The 13,872-nt window shown below is 72.1% G+C and carries 13 protein-coding genes and 1 pseudogene; 5 read left to right on the plus strand and 9 right to left on the minus strand.

Annotation, left to right across the window (positions count from 1 at the left end):
• The first annotated feature begins 20 nt into the window (after positions 1-20).
• The gene (locus tag ABT078_RS00605; protein WP_351222281.1) at positions 21-392 is read left to right on the plus strand and encodes a DUF488 domain-containing protein; all 372 of its coding nucleotides are present in this window, start codon (positions 21-23) and stop codon (positions 390-392) included.
• 60 nt (positions 393-452) lie between these two features.
• On the opposite strand, the gene ABT078_RS00610 is transcribed toward ABT078_RS00605, so the two are convergent.
• From ABT078_RS00610 to kdpB, 8 genes are all read right to left on the minus strand, one after another.
• Positions 453-1,319, minus strand: coding sequence for an amidohydrolase family protein (locus ABT078_RS00610; protein WP_351222892.1), 867 nt, complete (start codon positions 1,317-1,319; stop codon positions 453-455).
• Entirely contained in the window at positions 1,316-1,627 is a 312-nt protein-coding gene (locus ABT078_RS00615) for an L-rhamnose mutarotase (protein ID WP_351222283.1), read from the minus strand. Before ABT078_RS00615 ends, ABT078_RS00610 begins: the two co-directional genes overlap by 4 nt.
• Positions 1,624-2,619 carry an aldo/keto reductase gene (locus tag ABT078_RS00620; protein ID WP_351222894.1) on the minus strand — a complete coding sequence of 332 codons (996 nt, stop codon included), beginning with the start codon at positions 2,617-2,619 and terminating at the stop codon, positions 1,624-1,626. The genes ABT078_RS00615 and ABT078_RS00620 overlap by 4 nt, the downstream gene beginning before the upstream one ends.
• 178 nt (positions 2,620-2,797) lie before the next feature.
• Entirely contained in the window at positions 2,798-3,625 is an 828-nt protein-coding gene (locus tag ABT078_RS00625; RefSeq protein WP_351222895.1) for a VOC family protein, read from the minus strand.
• A gap of 184 nt (positions 3,626-3,809) precedes the next feature.
• Positions 3,810-4,589 carry a GNAT family N-acetyltransferase gene (locus tag ABT078_RS00630; RefSeq protein ID WP_351222285.1) on the minus strand — a complete coding sequence of 260 codons (780 nt, stop codon included), beginning with the start codon at positions 4,587-4,589 and terminating at the stop codon, positions 3,810-3,812.
• 97 nt (positions 4,590-4,686) lie between these two features.
• A complete protein-coding gene (locus tag ABT078_RS42575; RefSeq protein WP_381951490.1) occupies positions 4,687-4,764 on the minus strand; it encodes a 50S ribosomal protein bL37 in 78 nt (25 codons plus the stop codon).
• A 17-nt stretch (positions 4,765-4,781) separates the two neighbouring features.
• Positions 4,782-5,591: an SDR family NAD(P)-dependent oxidoreductase gene (locus ABT078_RS00635; RefSeq protein WP_351222287.1), complete on the minus strand. Its 810-nt coding sequence runs from the start codon at positions 5,589-5,591 to the stop codon at positions 4,782-4,784.
• A 291-nt stretch (positions 5,592-5,882) separates the two neighbouring features.
• A complete protein-coding gene (gene kdpB, locus ABT078_RS00640; protein WP_351222289.1) occupies positions 5,883-8,048 on the minus strand; it encodes a potassium-transporting ATPase subunit KdpB in 2,166 nt (721 codons plus the stop codon).
• Positions 8,049-8,567: 519 nt separating this feature from the next.
• Here kdpB and ABT078_RS00645 point away from each other — a divergent pair.
• Entirely contained in the window at positions 8,568-10,085 is a 1,518-nt protein-coding gene (locus ABT078_RS00645) for a GlnX family signal transduction membrane protein (RefSeq protein ID WP_351222291.1), read from the plus strand.
• A gap of 115 nt (positions 10,086-10,200) precedes the next feature.
• On the opposite strand, the pseudogene ABT078_RS00650 reads toward ABT078_RS00645, so the two are convergent.
• Positions 10,201-10,617, minus strand: a pseudogene (locus ABT078_RS00650) (cation:proton antiporter domain-containing protein); the annotation flags it as partial.
• A 229-nt stretch (positions 10,618-10,846) separates the two neighbouring features.
• On the opposite strand from ABT078_RS00650, the gene kdpF reads away from it, so the two are divergent.
• The 3 genes from kdpF to ABT078_RS00665 are packed head-to-tail and all read left to right on the plus strand — an operon-like array spanning position 10,847 to position 13,762.
• Positions 10,847-10,936 carry a K(+)-transporting ATPase subunit F gene (kdpF, locus tag ABT078_RS00655; RefSeq protein WP_351222293.1) on the plus strand — a complete coding sequence of 30 codons (90 nt, stop codon included), beginning with the start codon at positions 10,847-10,849 and terminating at the stop codon, positions 10,934-10,936.
• A gap of 47 nt (positions 10,937-10,983) precedes the next feature.
• Entirely contained in the window at positions 10,984-13,530 is a 2,547-nt protein-coding gene (locus ABT078_RS00660) for a sensor histidine kinase (protein WP_351222295.1), read from the plus strand.
• Positions 13,502-13,762, plus strand: a complete 261-nt coding sequence (locus ABT078_RS00665) for a hypothetical protein (protein ID WP_351222297.1) — start codon at positions 13,502-13,504, stop codon at positions 13,760-13,762. Before ABT078_RS00660 ends, ABT078_RS00665 begins: the two co-directional genes overlap by 29 nt.
• Positions 13,763-13,872 lie beyond the last annotated feature (110 nt).

Consider the following 13,872-nt stretch of genomic DNA (forward strand, 5'->3'; position numbering starts at 1 on the left):
GTCCGCCCCAGGCTGGCGGAATGGACACCATCACCGTGCGCAGGGTCTACGACGACCCGGGTCCGGACGACGGCACCCGCGTCCTCGTCGACCGGCTCTGGCCCAGGGGCGTGTCCAAGGAGCGGGCCGCCGTCGACGTATGGCTCAAGGAGGTCGCCCCCTCGGGCGAGTTGCGCACCTGGTACCACAAGGAGGCATCCCGCTACGAGGAGTTCGACGCCCGCTACCGGCGGGAGCTGGAGCAAGGCCCGGCCGCGGAGGCCCTCGACCGACTGCTCGCACTCGCCCGCGGCGGACGGATCGCGCTCGTCACCTCGGTGAAGAACATCGAGGCCAGCCATTTGCCGACCCTCGTCGACCTGGTGGAGCGCGGGCAGTCCGGGCGGTCGTGACGCCGGGGTGGCCCGGCGTCACGACCGCCCGGCCAGGCACCCGCCCGGCACCCGGGCCCGTCAGCCGTCCGCGAGCCCGTAGACGCGGTCCGCCGTCCCCGCGAGGACGAGGGCCTGCTCGTCCTCGGTCAGCTCCTCCGTGAGCGTGTGCGCGGTGTCCAGCACCTCGCCGTACGAGGACGCCAGCCGGCACACCGGCCAGTCGGATCCGTACATCGTCCGGCCGGGCCCGAAGGCGTCCAGGACCGTTCGCGCGTACGGCCGCAGATCGTCCGCCGTCCAGGCCCTCCAGTCCGCCTCCGTCACCATGCCGGACAGTTTGCAGACCGTGTTCGGCAGCGCCGCGAGCTCGCGCACCGAGGATTGCCAGGGCTGCAGTTCGCCGCTCGCGACCGGCGGCTTGCCCAGATGGTCCAGGACGAATGTGAGCCCGGGGTGCACGGCCGCCGCCCGGGTCGCGGCCTTCAGCTGGCGGGGCAGGATCACCAGGTCGTACACGAGTCCGGCGTCCGCGACCGCGGCCAGTCCGCGCCCTACGTCGTCGCGCAGCAGCCACTCCGGGTCGGGCTCGCCCTGCACCTGGTGGCGGATGCCCACGAGGCGGCCGCCGCCCGGGAGTTCGCGCAGCGCGGCGAGAGTGCCGGCCACATCGGGCGCGGTGAGGTCCGTCCAGCCGACGACGCCTGCGACGAGGCCGCTGCCCGGTCCACCGGCGAGGGCGAGGAACTCGGGGGTCTCCTCCGCGACCGTGACCGTCTGGACCAGCACGGTCGCCTGCACCCCCGCCGCCTCCGCCTCGGAACGCAGCTCCGGCAGCAGGAAGTCCCTGCGGATCGGCGCGAGTTCGGGGCCATTGATCCAGTCCTGGTCGCGTACCGACAGGTCCCAGAAGTGGTGGTGGGCGTCGACGACGCGCACGGCGGTCAGAGCTCCCAGGCGACGGGCAGCCCGGCGCCGGCGCCGTCGGCGGAATAGTCGTGCACCACGTCGAGCAGTTCCGCCATGCGCGCCTGCCAGGAGATGTTGACCGGCAGGCTCTCGAGCGCGGCGAGCAGTCGCGCGTAGTCGTCGCACTCGATGAGGTGGAAGAGCTCGGTGCCGCTGCGCCAGATCGTCCAGGAGCTCGCGCCCGCGGCGCGGATCGCCTCCCGCAGCTCCTCGGGCACCTCGCGGTGCGCGGCCTCGTACTCCTCGATGCGGTCGGCGCGGACCCGCGTGTGCAGGGCGACCCTCATGACCGCTTCACCAGTCCTTCCTCCTCCAGTTCGGCCCACAGTCCGTCGGGCACGGGCACGGCCAGCATCCTGGCCGCGTCCTCGACCTCGTCCGCCGAACGCGCCCCCACCAGCACACTCGCCACGGCCGGATGCCGGAAGGGGAAGCGCAGCGCCGCGGCCCGCAGCGGTACGCCGTGCCGCTCGGCCACGGCCTTGATGCGCAGCGCCCGTTCGAGCACATCCGGGTCGGCCGCGCGGTAGTCGTACGTCGCTCCCGGCTTCGGATCGGCCAGCAGGCCGGAGTTGAAGACCCCGCCGACGACGACACTCCGACCGCGCGCCGCGGCCAGGGGCAGCAGCTCGTCCGCGGCCCGCTGGTCGAGCAGCGTGAACCGGCCCGCGCACAGCACCACGTCGACATCCGTGTCACGGACGAAGCGGCCGAGCATCTCCGCCTGGTTCATGCCCGCGCCGATCGCCCGCACGGTCCCCTCCGCGCGCATCCGCTCCAGGGCGGGATACGCCTCGCGGAACGCCTGCTCGCCGTGGTCGTCCGGGTCGTGCAGATAGACGATGTCGATCCGGTCGAGTCCGAGCCGCTCCAGGCTCTCCTCGACACTGCGCAGCACCCCTTCGGCGCTGAAGTCCCAGCGCCTGCGGAACGCCGCGGGCACCGCGAACCCGTTGTCGAGATCGTCACCGTACGCACTCTCGCCGTGGGCGGCCTCGCCCACGTGCTCGCGCGGCTCCAGGATCCGCCCGGCCTTGGTGGACACCGTGTACGCATCCCGTGGCCGGCCTCGCAGGGACGCCCCGAGCCGGCGCTCGGACAGGCCGAGGCCGTAGTGCGGCGCGGTGTCGAAGTACCGCACACCCGCCGCCCAGGCGGCGTCGAGCGCGGCCGCCGCGGCCTCATCCGAAACGGCGCTGTACAGATTCCCGATCCCGGCCGCCCCGAAGCCCAGCCCGGTCACCGGACAGCCGCTCCGCCCAACTGTGGTGCTGCGCATCATGTCGTCCCCGCCCTTGATCCTCTGCGACGCAATGCCTATCAGATGTATGGGCGCCGACAACACCCTTCTGTCCGGATTTCCGGGCGGAATCAAGGAGATTGATCGGATGTCTTGGTCGGATCCGTCTCAACTCACCTGTGCACGGTGGTGCGTGACACGCTCGATGTCACGGCGCTCAGGACTCGGCGTTCTCCGGCGCAGAGGGGTACGGCGGCGCATCCTCGTCGGACTCGTTCTCCCCCCCGGAGGTGAGGTGGAAAAGACCGCCCTCGGGGTCGCGGAGCGTCGCCGCCCGCCCGAGCGGGGTGTCGTGCGGGGGCGCCACGACGGTGCCGCCCGCCCCGGCCGCCCGCGCGGCCGTGGCGTCCACATCGGACCGGCAGAAGTGCACATGCCACCGCGGCCGGATGACCGGGTCCGTGGACTCCGTGACGCCGCCGCCGTACATCCCGGCCACCGTGCGCCCGTCGACCCGCAGCAGCACCCGGTCGTGCTCGTACCGCACGTCGATGCGCTTCGGCGCCTGCGAGTCCCATTCGAACACTCCGCCGTAGAACAGGGCCGAGGCGAACGGGTCCCTGGTGTGGAGCTCCAGCCATGCCGCGGCGTTCGTCCCGCGTCCGGCGTGCCAGCCGACGTCGACGGGCCCCTCCCAGATGCAGAACAGCGCGTCCACCGGGTCGGCGGCCCACGCCATCCGCCCGCTGCCGAACGCGAGCGGGCCCACGGCGACCGTGCCGCCCCGTTCCCTGATGCGCGACGCCACGGCGTCCGCGCTGTCCACCGCGAAATAGGCCGTCCAGGTGACCGGCAGTTTCACCCCCATGGTCTGCGTGGACTCCACCAGACCGGCGACCGGAATCCCGTCCGCGTGCGCGACGACGTGCGAGCCCTGCCCTTGGGCGCCGGGCTCGAACTCCCAGCCGAAGACGGCGCCGTAGAAGTCCTGCGCGGCCTTCACGTCCTGTGCCGTCAGGCTCACCCAGCAGGGCGTGCCCTGCACCCCACGCGCTGTGGCTGCCAAGGCCGCTCACCTCATCCATGTCATCCCCGCGCAGGAATCACTCCCTCCACACCCTTCAACAGAATCAGGAGGGTCGCCACCGCAGACGGCGGTGCGGCCGGGGCGGGCGGGGAACTGCCTGGGACGGCGGGGAACAGCCCGGGACAGCCGGGTACGGACGCCCTCAGGCGGCGACGTCAGGCGCGTACGGGGAAAGGGGCTGCCCGGCTGCGTAGTGCACGTATTCGTACTCCAGCCGGAAACCGGCGGACCAGGCCAGCAGTCGGCTCGGGCGGTTGTCCCGCGAGCACGTCCAGCTCGGGCAGTGGCCCCGGGAGGCGATGTCCTCGCAGAGCGCCGTGACGCAGGCGAGCCCCAGATGCCGGCGGCGGTTTCCCGGCACGGTGGCGCAGGCGATGTCCTCGTACGCGCTGCCGAGGAAGTACGTGCAGGCCACGGCAAGGATCTCGGACCTGTGGAAGGCCGCCCAGCCCACGCCGGAGGAGGCGAGCCCCGCGGGGCCGCCCCAGCTGGCGTGGATCCACGCCAGACCCGGCTCGATCGCGGCGAGCGCCGGGGCGTCGCCCGGGGCCAGCCGACGCACGGTCACACCGCGCGGCGGGCGGGGCGCGGCGGCGGGTGCCCGGTGCAGGTACACCATGCGCTCCCACGGATGGATCCGTCCGAAGGCGGCGCCGAGGACCGGAAGGAAGGAGGCGGGCGCGACGATGCGGTGGCCTGCGAGCGGTACGACGGTCTCCGGGGACAGTGCGCCGGGGTTGCCGCTGAGCACGGCCTGGTCCGCGCAGCTGACGGCGACGGCCTGGGGCTCCACGGCGCGGTCCGCCCACCACCGGCCGATGCCGGTGACGCGTACGTGCTCGGGCAGCGCGGCGGGTCCCGGGGCTCCGGCGGGGAAGCGGCCGCCGAGGTCGGGGAGTTGGTGCTGCGCGAGAGTGATCACGGGGTCGGGTCTCCTCGTGGGCGAGCGGATACGGACACGGGGGAGTGGGGCGGGAACGGATGCGGGGGCGGACCGGACGGGGCCGCCCCCGCGGGGTTCAGCGCTGGCCCGCCTTGCGGCCGTGGTTCGCCTTCTTCTTGCGGCGGGCCCTCTTCTTGCGTGCGCGTTTGGACATGGAGGTGGGGTTTCCCTTCAGGCGTTCTGGTGGACGAGGACGTCCGCGAGCTTGGTGAGGCGCTTGACCGTGCGCTCCTCGGTGGAGCCGGGCGCAGGCTCGACGCGTTGGTCGCGGTCGTAGTAGGCGCCGTTGACGATCTCGACCGACGGGTCGCACAGCCGCACGATGTGGGCGGCGCCCTCGGCGGGCGTGGCGCCCTGGTGGGCGTAGAGCGGGAGCAGCCCGGTCTCGCAGATGCCCGGGTGGATCGAGACGGCCGTCACGCGCGGGTCGGCGGCGAAGACGGTCAGCGCCAGCTGCGACTGGGCATATGCGGCCAGCCGGGAGTAGCGGCGCGCCCGGTTGGGGTCGCTCCACTGGATGGACGCGGTGCGGTGGAGCGAGGAGGACACGTTGACGACGCGGCCGCCCGGCTCGCTGGTGAGCGCCTGCTCCAGGAGGCTGGTGAGGAGGTAGTGCGCCAGGAAGTTGACCTGGAACGCCAGCTCGTTGCCGTCGGCCGTGATCGTGTGGTGCTCGGGGGCGGCGACGGCCGCGTTGTTGACGAGGACGTCCAGGTGCGGGTGCTCGGCGGCGACGCGGGCGGCCATCGTCTCGACCTCTTCGAGATGGGAGAAGTCCGCGGAGAACGCGCACAGGCGCGCCATGTCGATCCCGGCGGTGGCGACGAGCGCGTCGACGGCGGCCCCCGCCTCCTCGGCGGTGCGGCCGTGGACGAGAACGGTGGCGCCACGCTCGGCGAGGAGCCGCGCGGTCTCGAAGCCGATGCCGGAGGTGGCTCCGGTCACCAGGACAGTACGGGACAAAACGTTGAATTCAGGCATGGATCTTCCATGGGTACGTGATGCTCTACGGGCATGAAAAAGGGGCGCCGGACAGAGTCACGGCGCCCCTGGGGCTACGGAATGCGCGTCAGCGTGTCCCCCCGCGCCCATGAGGGCGCAGGAGGGAGGAGGCGAGCGATTCCGGGCAGCGGGGCGCACGACGGGGCGCCGTATTCGGCGGCCGGTCGAGCAGAAGCCACTCGCTGTTCACGCTTTCCATCGAACCCTGTCGGAGTGTGCGGGGACAAGCGCAACCGCAGGCCCCTGACGTTCCCCTGACGGTGGAACGGCTCAGCCGCCCAGCCCGGGAATCGTCGAGACCACGAGGTCGATCAGCTTGATGCCGACGAAGGGCAGGACCAGGCCGCCGAGTCCGTACACCGCGAGGTTGCGCCGCAGCAGGTCGTGCGCGGAGGCCGGCGTGTAGCGCACACCGCGCAGCGCCAGCGGGATCAGCGCCACGATGATCAGGGCGTTGAAGATGATGGCGGAGGCGATCGCCGAGGTCGGGCTGTGCAGTCCCATGACGTTGAGCGCCTCCAGGCCCGGGTAGGCGCCCGCGAACATCGCGGGGATGATCGCGAAGTACTTCGCCACATCGTTCGTGATGGAGAAGGTCGTCAGTGCGCCGCGCGTGATGAGGAGCTGCTTGCCGATCTCGACAATCTCGATGAGCTTGGTCGGGTTGGAGTCGAGGTCCACCATGTTCCCGGCCTCCTTGGCGGCCGAGGTACCGGTGTTCATCGCCACACCGACGTCCGCCTGGGCCAGCGCCGGGGCGTCGTTGGTGCCGTCACCCGTCATCGCGACGAGCTTGCCGCCGGCCTGCTCCCGCTTGATGAGCGCCATCTTGTCCTCGGGAGTGGCCTCCGCGAGGAAGTCGTCGACGCCCGCCTCTTCGGCGATCGCCTTGGCGGTCAGCCGGTTGTCACCCGTGATCATCACCGTACGGATGCCCATGCGGCGCAGCTCGTCGAAGCGTTCGCGGATCCCCTCCTTGACGACGTCCTTGAGGTGGATGATGCCGAGGACGCGCGGCCCGTCCCAGTCGTGGACGGCCACCACCAGCGGCGTACCGCCCCCGGTGGAGATCGCGTCGGACCATTCGCGGGCCTCGCCGGGCACACGCCCGCCGCGCATCTCCACCCAGGCGATCGCCTGTGCGGCCGCGCCCTTGCGGATGTGGCAGGCGGCGCCGTTGTCCCAGTGCAGATCGATGCCGCTCATCCGGGTCTGGGCACTGAACTCCGCGAACCGGGCGTGTGCGAGCTCCCCTTCGGCGGGGGCGCGCAGCCCGTACTTCTTCTTGGCCAGGACCACCACCGAGCGGCCCTCCGGAGTCTCGTCGGCGAGCGACGACAACTGGGCGGCGTCCGCGAGGACGAGCTCGTCGACACCGGGCAGCGGGACGAAGGAGACCGCCTCGCGGTTGCCGAGGGTGATGGTGCCCGTCTTGTCCAGGAGCAGGGTGTTGACGTCACCGGCGGCCTCGACCGCCCGGCCCGACATGGCGAGCACGTTGCGCTGGACGAGCCGGTCCATGCCCGCGATGCCGATCGCCGAGAGCAGGGCGCCGATCGTGGTCGGGATCAGCGTGACCAGGAGGGCGACCAGCACGGTGGTGGACTGGGCGGCGTTCGCGAAACCGGCCATCGGCTGGAGCGTGACGACCACCAGCACGAAGATGACGGTCAGCGAGGCGAGCAGGATGTTGAGCGCGATCTCGTTCGGCGTCTTCTGCCGGGACGCGCCCTCGACGAGGGCGATCATCCGGTCCAGGAACGAGTGCCCGGGCCGCGACGTGACGCGGACGACGATCCGGTCGGACAGCACCGTGGTGCCGCCCGTCACCCCGGACCTGTCGCCGCCCGACTCGCGGATCACCGGCGCCGATTCACCGGTGACGGCGGACTCGTCGACGGCCGCGACACCGGCGACGACATCGCCGTCGGCGGGGATCAGCTCGCCCGCCTCGACGAGGACGAAGTCGAAGAGCTTGAGATCGGTCGCGGCGACGGCCTCCGTGTCCGCCAGATCCAGATCGGTGCCGTAGCGCCAGTGGCGCAGCCGCAGCGCGACCGTGTCCGTACGCGCCCGGCGCAGCGACTCGGCCTGTGCCTTGCCGCGGCCCTCGGCGACCGCCTCCGCCAGATTCGCGAAGATCACCGTCAGCCAGAGCCAGACGCTGATCACCCAGGTGAAGACGGACGGGTGGACCAGCGCGGAGAACGTGGTGAGCACCGATCCGACCGCGACGACGAACAGCACCGGGTTCTTCACCAGTGCCCGCGGATGGAGCTTGCGCAGCGCGTCGGGGAACGATTTCAGCAGCTGTACGGGATCGAAGAGCCCGCTCTGGCCCGCACGCCTGCGGCTCGGGCGGTGACCGGACGCAGGGCCGGCCGGATCGGGAGACCTCGGGATCGTGGGCGCCTGTTGGGGCGCGGCGGGATGCATCGCGGAGACCTTCTGGTGGGTTCGGCTGAGCCGAGGGGACGGGGGGTGGCCGCCGGGCCCTGTCGTCGCCTGGGCCCCGGCGACGACAGGGCGGTTCACGGGCGCGCAGCAGCAGGCCGACGAGGCGCCGCCGCGGCTCGTCCGCCGGAGACCGGGCGAATGTCCCGATGGTTCGGGACACCCCCTGGCCGAAGGTTCGGCCGGAGCTCTGTCATGCCACTGACGTCCACGGTCTCCGGCGGCCGCAGTGGAATCTAATGCCCCGCAGGGGCTCAAAGGGCCTGATGCGGGGCGAACTTGTGCGCCCTTAACGGCACCCTGTCATTCCTCGTCAAGGACGCGTCAAGTCGTGCCGAAGGCGCATCAGGGACGCGTCAGCGCTTGCGGGGGTGACCGAAAGCAGCCGCAGACTGAGCGCCAAGGGGGAGCGGACGACCGTCCGTGGCGTGACGTGGAGGGCGAGTGACCATCACCGCTGGAGGTACGCGCAGTCCGGAAGCGGGGGCCAGGACTGGTGTCGTGCAGGAGCCACAGCCGGTCGTCCTGGAAGAGGTCCGTCCCGGCCCGCGGTCACGAGAGGGTCCGCGACCGGGGCGGCCCTCGGTCCCCGTCGTCACGCGGGCCCGAGCCCTCGCGGACACGTTACGCCGACGCTATTGGGCCACCCTGCCCGCCCGGTTGCGCCTGCTGCGCGCCGTGACCCTCCTCATGGCCGTCGCCTGCGGTGTGCTGCTCCTCGTCACCGGGCTCGCCGCCTCGCGGACCTGGGACCCGGTCGCCGGCCGGCACGCTCCGCAGACCGTGAGCGCCGCCGATCTCAACCTCGCACTCAACGACATGGACGCCCAGGCCGCCAACATCCTGCTCGCAGGCGGCGACGCGGGTGAGGGCCGGCTGACCGTCCCGTACGAAAAGGCCACCACCCTCTACACCGAGGCGCGGGGCACCATCAGCCACGAACTGCGCACGCTCGCCGTCGCCGCCGAGGGCGATCCGAAGGCGCAGCGCACCGTGGAGACGCTCACCGCCGACTTCGCCCGCTACCAGGAGCTGCTGGGCCGGGCACTCGAGAACGCGAGCCGGTCCGGTGGCGCGGCGGACGCCCTCATCGACTACCGGGCCGCCACCGATCTGCTCTCCGACCGGCTTCTGCCCGAGGCGCGCCGGCTCGTCGAGGCCAACAATGCGGCGTTCGAAGCGACTTACGCCTCCGAGCGCTCCGACCTCGCCGACCGGACGGCCGTGCTGCTCGGGCTGGGCCTTGCGCTGCTCGCGGTCCTCGTACTGCTCCAGTGGTACGTGGGGCGGCGCTTCCACCGCGTCCTCAACCCGGCCCTGCTGGCCGCCACCGTCTGCGCGCTCACCGCCCTCGTCCTCGGTCTCCAATTCGTCACCGCATCCGGCGAGCAGCTGCGGGTCGCCCGACGCGACGCCTTCGACTCCGTCGTCGCCCTGTCCCGCGCCCGCGCGATCGCCTACGACGCGAACGCCGACGAGAGCCGCTATCTGCTCGATCCCGCCCGCCGTGACTCCTACGAGCAGAGTTTCCTCGCCAAGTCGCAGCAGCTCTACGGCATCGAGGGTGCGGAGCTCGCCACGTACGACAGGAAACTCGACGAGACCTGGGCGCGCTACCGGGCCGACCACGAGGACCGGGTCTTCACGGGCGAGTTCCGCCGAGAGCTGGACAACATCACCTTCGCCGGGGAGCGGGAGGCCGCGGAGGAGACGGTCGAACGGTACGCCGTCTATCAGCGAGACGACCGCACGATCAGGTCCCTGGTGGTTCAGGGCAAGGTTCGGGAGGCCGTCGAGTTCTGCATCAGCTGGGAGCCGGGGATGTCGAACGCGCACTTCGGCGAGTGGATGGCGGCGCTCGACCGGGTGACCGGGATCAACCGGGGGGCGTTCGCGAACGCGGTCCGGGACGGCAGGAGCGCGGTGGCCTGGCTGCTGCCGGCGGCCGGCGCGGCCCTGCTCGCCGCGGCAGCACTGACGGCACTGGGCCTGCGCCCGCGGCTCGCCGAGTTCCGCTGAGAGCGCGCCTGTGGTGCGCTCCGCCGTGTGAGGGGCGAGCCGGGTGCCGTCCCGGTCGGCCCGGGTGCCCGGCCTTGAGCGCCGGACGGGCTTGATCCTGCCCTGCACCGTGCGGTGGCGGCAGCGCCGGCCGCCGCCCCAGCGCAGTGACCGCCACCGGATCCGTGCTGGCCGGCACCGCGCCGAGCACGAACGCCATCTGCCACGACAGCGGGGTGAGGCTGGACGCCACCGCGCCGACCGCGGCCGCGGTCGCCAGTACCAGCCCGACCGCCGGCACACCGACCGGCTTCCACACCGCCCGCAGCTCCCGCCACGACAGCTCCTCGGCGCTCGCGTACAGCAGCGGCGGAAGCACCACGAGGCCGATGGCCTCGGGGCTCATCCGGACCTCGGGGACACCCGGTATCAGGGCGACGGCCAGACCGGTGACGACGAGCAGCGAGGGTGCGGGGATACGCCAGCGGCGGGCACCGGTCGCCACGGCGGTCGCGAGCACGACAAGGACCAGGACCGTTCCGACGCTGCGCATGCCGCGCGCAGGGATTCGGACAGGGGCCATGCGGTCCCCCACCGCCGACCAGACTTCCCGGCACGCCGGACTCACCTCATCCGTATGGGAGTCGTCAAGACAGCGTCAGCATTGACGCGGTCGGCGCCAGAGAGCCGTCAAGGTGACTGTGCGCCGCGGTCGGGGAGCGATTCTCTGTACCACGATCCGATACTCCAAGAAACATGCGGACACGAGGAGTTGGTCGCTCATGGGCGTGGAGAACGTCGTCGGACTCATCGTTGCCGTCTGCCTTGTCGGCTACCTGGTAGCCGCCCTGATCCGCCCGGAGAAGTTCTGAAGCTCGACGAACCGCCGGGCACCGCGCCCGCAGCAACGCCCGGCACGGTGCACGCGACCCCTCCGAAGACGCCCCGCCCGGGAAGCCTCAAGGTCTTCCTCGGTGCAGCCCCCGGCGTCGGCAAGACGTACCGGATGCTCGACGAGGGCCGGCGCAGGGCCGCGCGCGGCACCGACGTGGTCGTCGGCTACGCCGAGTGCCACGCCCGCGCTCACACCGAGGCCATGCTCGACGGCCTGGAGGTCCTGGACCGGGCCCGATGCGAGTACCGGGGCGGCACCTACCCCGAGCTCGACCTGGACGCCGTGCTCCGGCGCCACCCCGAGGTCGTGCTGATCGACGAACTCGCCCACTCCAACGTCCCCGGCTGCCGCAACGCCAAGCGCTGGCAGGACGTCGAGGAGCTGCTGGCCGCCGGCATCGACGTCGTCGCCACCGTCAACGTCCAGCACCTCGAGTCGCTCAACGACGTCGTCGAGAAGATCACCAGGGTTCCGCAGCACGAGACGGTCCCCGACGACTTCGTACGCCGCGCACACCAGATCGAGCTCGTGGACATGCCCCCCGAGGCGCTGCGCCGCAGGATGGCCCACGGCAACATCTACCCGCCCGAGAAGAACGACGCCGCGCTCGCCAACTACTTCCGGGCGGGCAATCTCACCGCGCTGCGCGAACTCGCGCTGATGTGGGTGGCCGACCGGGTCGACGAGGCGCTCCAGAAGTACCGCTCGGAGCACGGCATCGGCCGTGTGTGGGAGACCCGCGAGCGGGTCGTCGTCGCGCTGACCGGCGGGCCGGAGGGCGACACGCTGATCCGCCGGGCCGCCCGGATCGCCGCACGCTCGGCCCGGGGCGGCGCGCTGCTCGCCGTCCACGTCGCCCGCAGCGACGGACTGGCCGGAGGCTCCTCGCACTCCGCGCTCGCCCGGCAGCGGCGCCTCGTCGAGAGTCTCGGCGGGAGCTACCACTCGGTCGTGGGGGACGACGTGTCCACCGCGCTGGTGGAGTTCGCGCGTGCCGAGAACGCGACCCAGCTCGTCCTCGGCACCAGCAGGCGCCGTCGCCTCGAACGCTTCCTCACGGGACGCGGCATCGGCGAGACGACCGTCGCCCTCTCCGCCGGCATCGACGTCCACATGGTCACGCACGAGCGGGCCGGACAGGGCAGGCTCCTGCCCTCCCGGCGGCGTACGCTGCCCACCTCGCGGCTCGTCGCAGGTCCCGTGGCGGGCCTGGTCCTGCCCGTCCTCCTCACCCTCGTGCTCCACCAGTTCCGCGGCAGCCTCAATCTCACCAGCGAGACGCTGCTGTACCTGATGACCGTGGTCGGCGTTGCCTGCATCGGCGGGGTCGTCTCCGCCCTGATCGCCGCACTGACCGCATCGCTGCTGCTCAACTACTGGTTCATACCGCCGATCGGCGAGTTCTCGTTCAGCGATCCGGACAACATGCTCGCGCTCGCCGTGTTCGCGGTCGTCGCAGGCACGGTGGCCGGGATCGTCGACCGGTCCCTGCGACTGTCGCGGCGCGCGGCCCGGGCCACCGCCGAGGCGGAGACCCTGTCCTCGCTCGCCGGGTCCATCGTCCGCGGCGACCAGGCCATCCCCGCGCTGCTGACCCGCACCCAGGAGACCTTCGGGATGGACTCCGCCGAGCTCGTCGAGCAGCAGGTCGACGACCCCGCGGCGACCCAGGTCCCTGTCGGCCCCGGCCTCCACCTCCTGCTGCGCGGCCGCGCCCTGCCGTCGTCCGAGCGCAGGGTGCTCGCCGCCTTCGCCGCTCACGTCGCCGCGGCCGTCGAACGGGCCAGGCTCGCCGAGGCCGCGGCCGAGGTCGAACCGGTCAGGGCCGCCGACCGCATGCGCACCGCGCTGCTCGCGGCGGTGAGCCACGACCTGCGCACCCCGCTCGCCGCGGGTTGGGCCGCCGTCGGCTCGCTGCGCAGCCCGGACGTGCGGTTCTCGGAGGAGGAGCAGGACGAACTGCTGGCCACCGCCGACGAGTCCATGGCCCGGCTCAGCCGTCTGATCGACAACCTTCTGGACATGAGCAGGCTCCAGGCCGGTGCGCTCAGCCTCGACCTGCGCGCGACCGCCCTGGAGGAGGTGCTGCCCGCGGCCCTGGACTCGCTGCCTCCGGAGGCGGCGCCGCCTGTGGTGCAGGACCTGGAGGAGATCCCGCCCGTGCTCGCCGATCCGCCGCTGCTCGAGCGGGTGATCGCCAACCTCGTGACCAACGCCGCCCGCTACGCCCCGCCCGACCGTCCGGTGCTGATCACCGCGAGCGCCCTCGCCGGCCAGGTCGAACTGCGCGTCGTCGACCGCGGCCCCGGACTCCCGCCCACCGACCGGGAGCGGATCTTCGAACCGTTCCAGCGGCTGGGGGACACCGACAACACCACCGGCATCGGCCTCGGCCTGGCCCTCGCCCGCGGCCTGGCCGAGGCGATGAACGGCACGCTCACGCCGGAGGACACTCCGGGAGGCGGCCTGACGATGGTCCTGGCCCTGCCTTTCGCCGACACCGTCACCATCACCGAAGGCGCCGGCCAAGCCGGTGATGCCCGTGCGCCGGGCGTCCATACGGAACCTTGACGGCGAACTCGCGTACGAGACGGAACCCGTCGGCCCGCGGGCGTTCCGGAAGAACGAATGGCGCGTCCTCGCCGTCGGCTCCCCCGGATCACGCCTTGCGTCCTCCTCGTCGACCGACACTCTCGCCCGGTTCCGGCTCGGCCCGCCGGGCTTCGACCGGCACCCGCCGCACGGGAGAGTGGTGCGCGCCGGTGACCAGGTGGTGCTCGCGACCACGAGGCGCGGACCCTGATGACCGGTGTCCAGCCGCATTCGTCGGGCCGCAGAGCCCTGTGACGCCCCGGGCACGGCGCAGGCGCATACGGAACGCGTCAAGAAGCACCTCCGGCCCGTATGGAATGT

The sequence above is a fragment of the Streptomyces sp. NPDC002133 genome (assembly GCF_040296405.1).
GTDB lineage: Bacteria > Actinomycetota > Actinomycetes > Streptomycetales > Streptomycetaceae > Streptomyces.

Bases quoted from the DNA above. Each gene is read 5' to 3' on its own strand.
- ABT078_RS00605 (WP_351222281.1), top strand. From the start codon at position 21: ATGGACACCATCACCGTGCGCAGGGTCTACGACGACCCGGGTCCGGAC.
- ABT078_RS00615 (WP_351222283.1), bottom strand. From the start codon at position 1,627: ATGAGGGTCGCCCTGCACACGCGGGTCCGCGCCGACCGCATCGAGGAG.
- ABT078_RS00620 (WP_351222894.1), bottom strand. From the start codon at position 2,619: ATGCGCAGCACCACAGTTGGGCGGAGCGGCTGTCCGGTGACCGGGCTG.
- ABT078_RS42575 (WP_381951490.1), bottom strand. From the start codon at position 4,764: ATGTCCAAACGCGCACGCAAGAAGAGGGCCCGCCGCAAGAAGAAGGCG.
- ABT078_RS00635 (WP_351222287.1), bottom strand. From the start codon at position 5,591: ATGCCTGAATTCAACGTTTTGTCCCGTACTGTCCTGGTGACCGGAGCC.
- kdpB (WP_351222289.1), bottom strand. From the start codon at position 8,048: ATGCATCCCGCCGCGCCCCAACAGGCGCCCACGATCCCGAGGTCTCCC.
- kdpF (WP_351222293.1), top strand. From the start codon at position 10,847: ATGGGCGTGGAGAACGTCGTCGGACTCATCGTTGCCGTCTGCCTTGTC.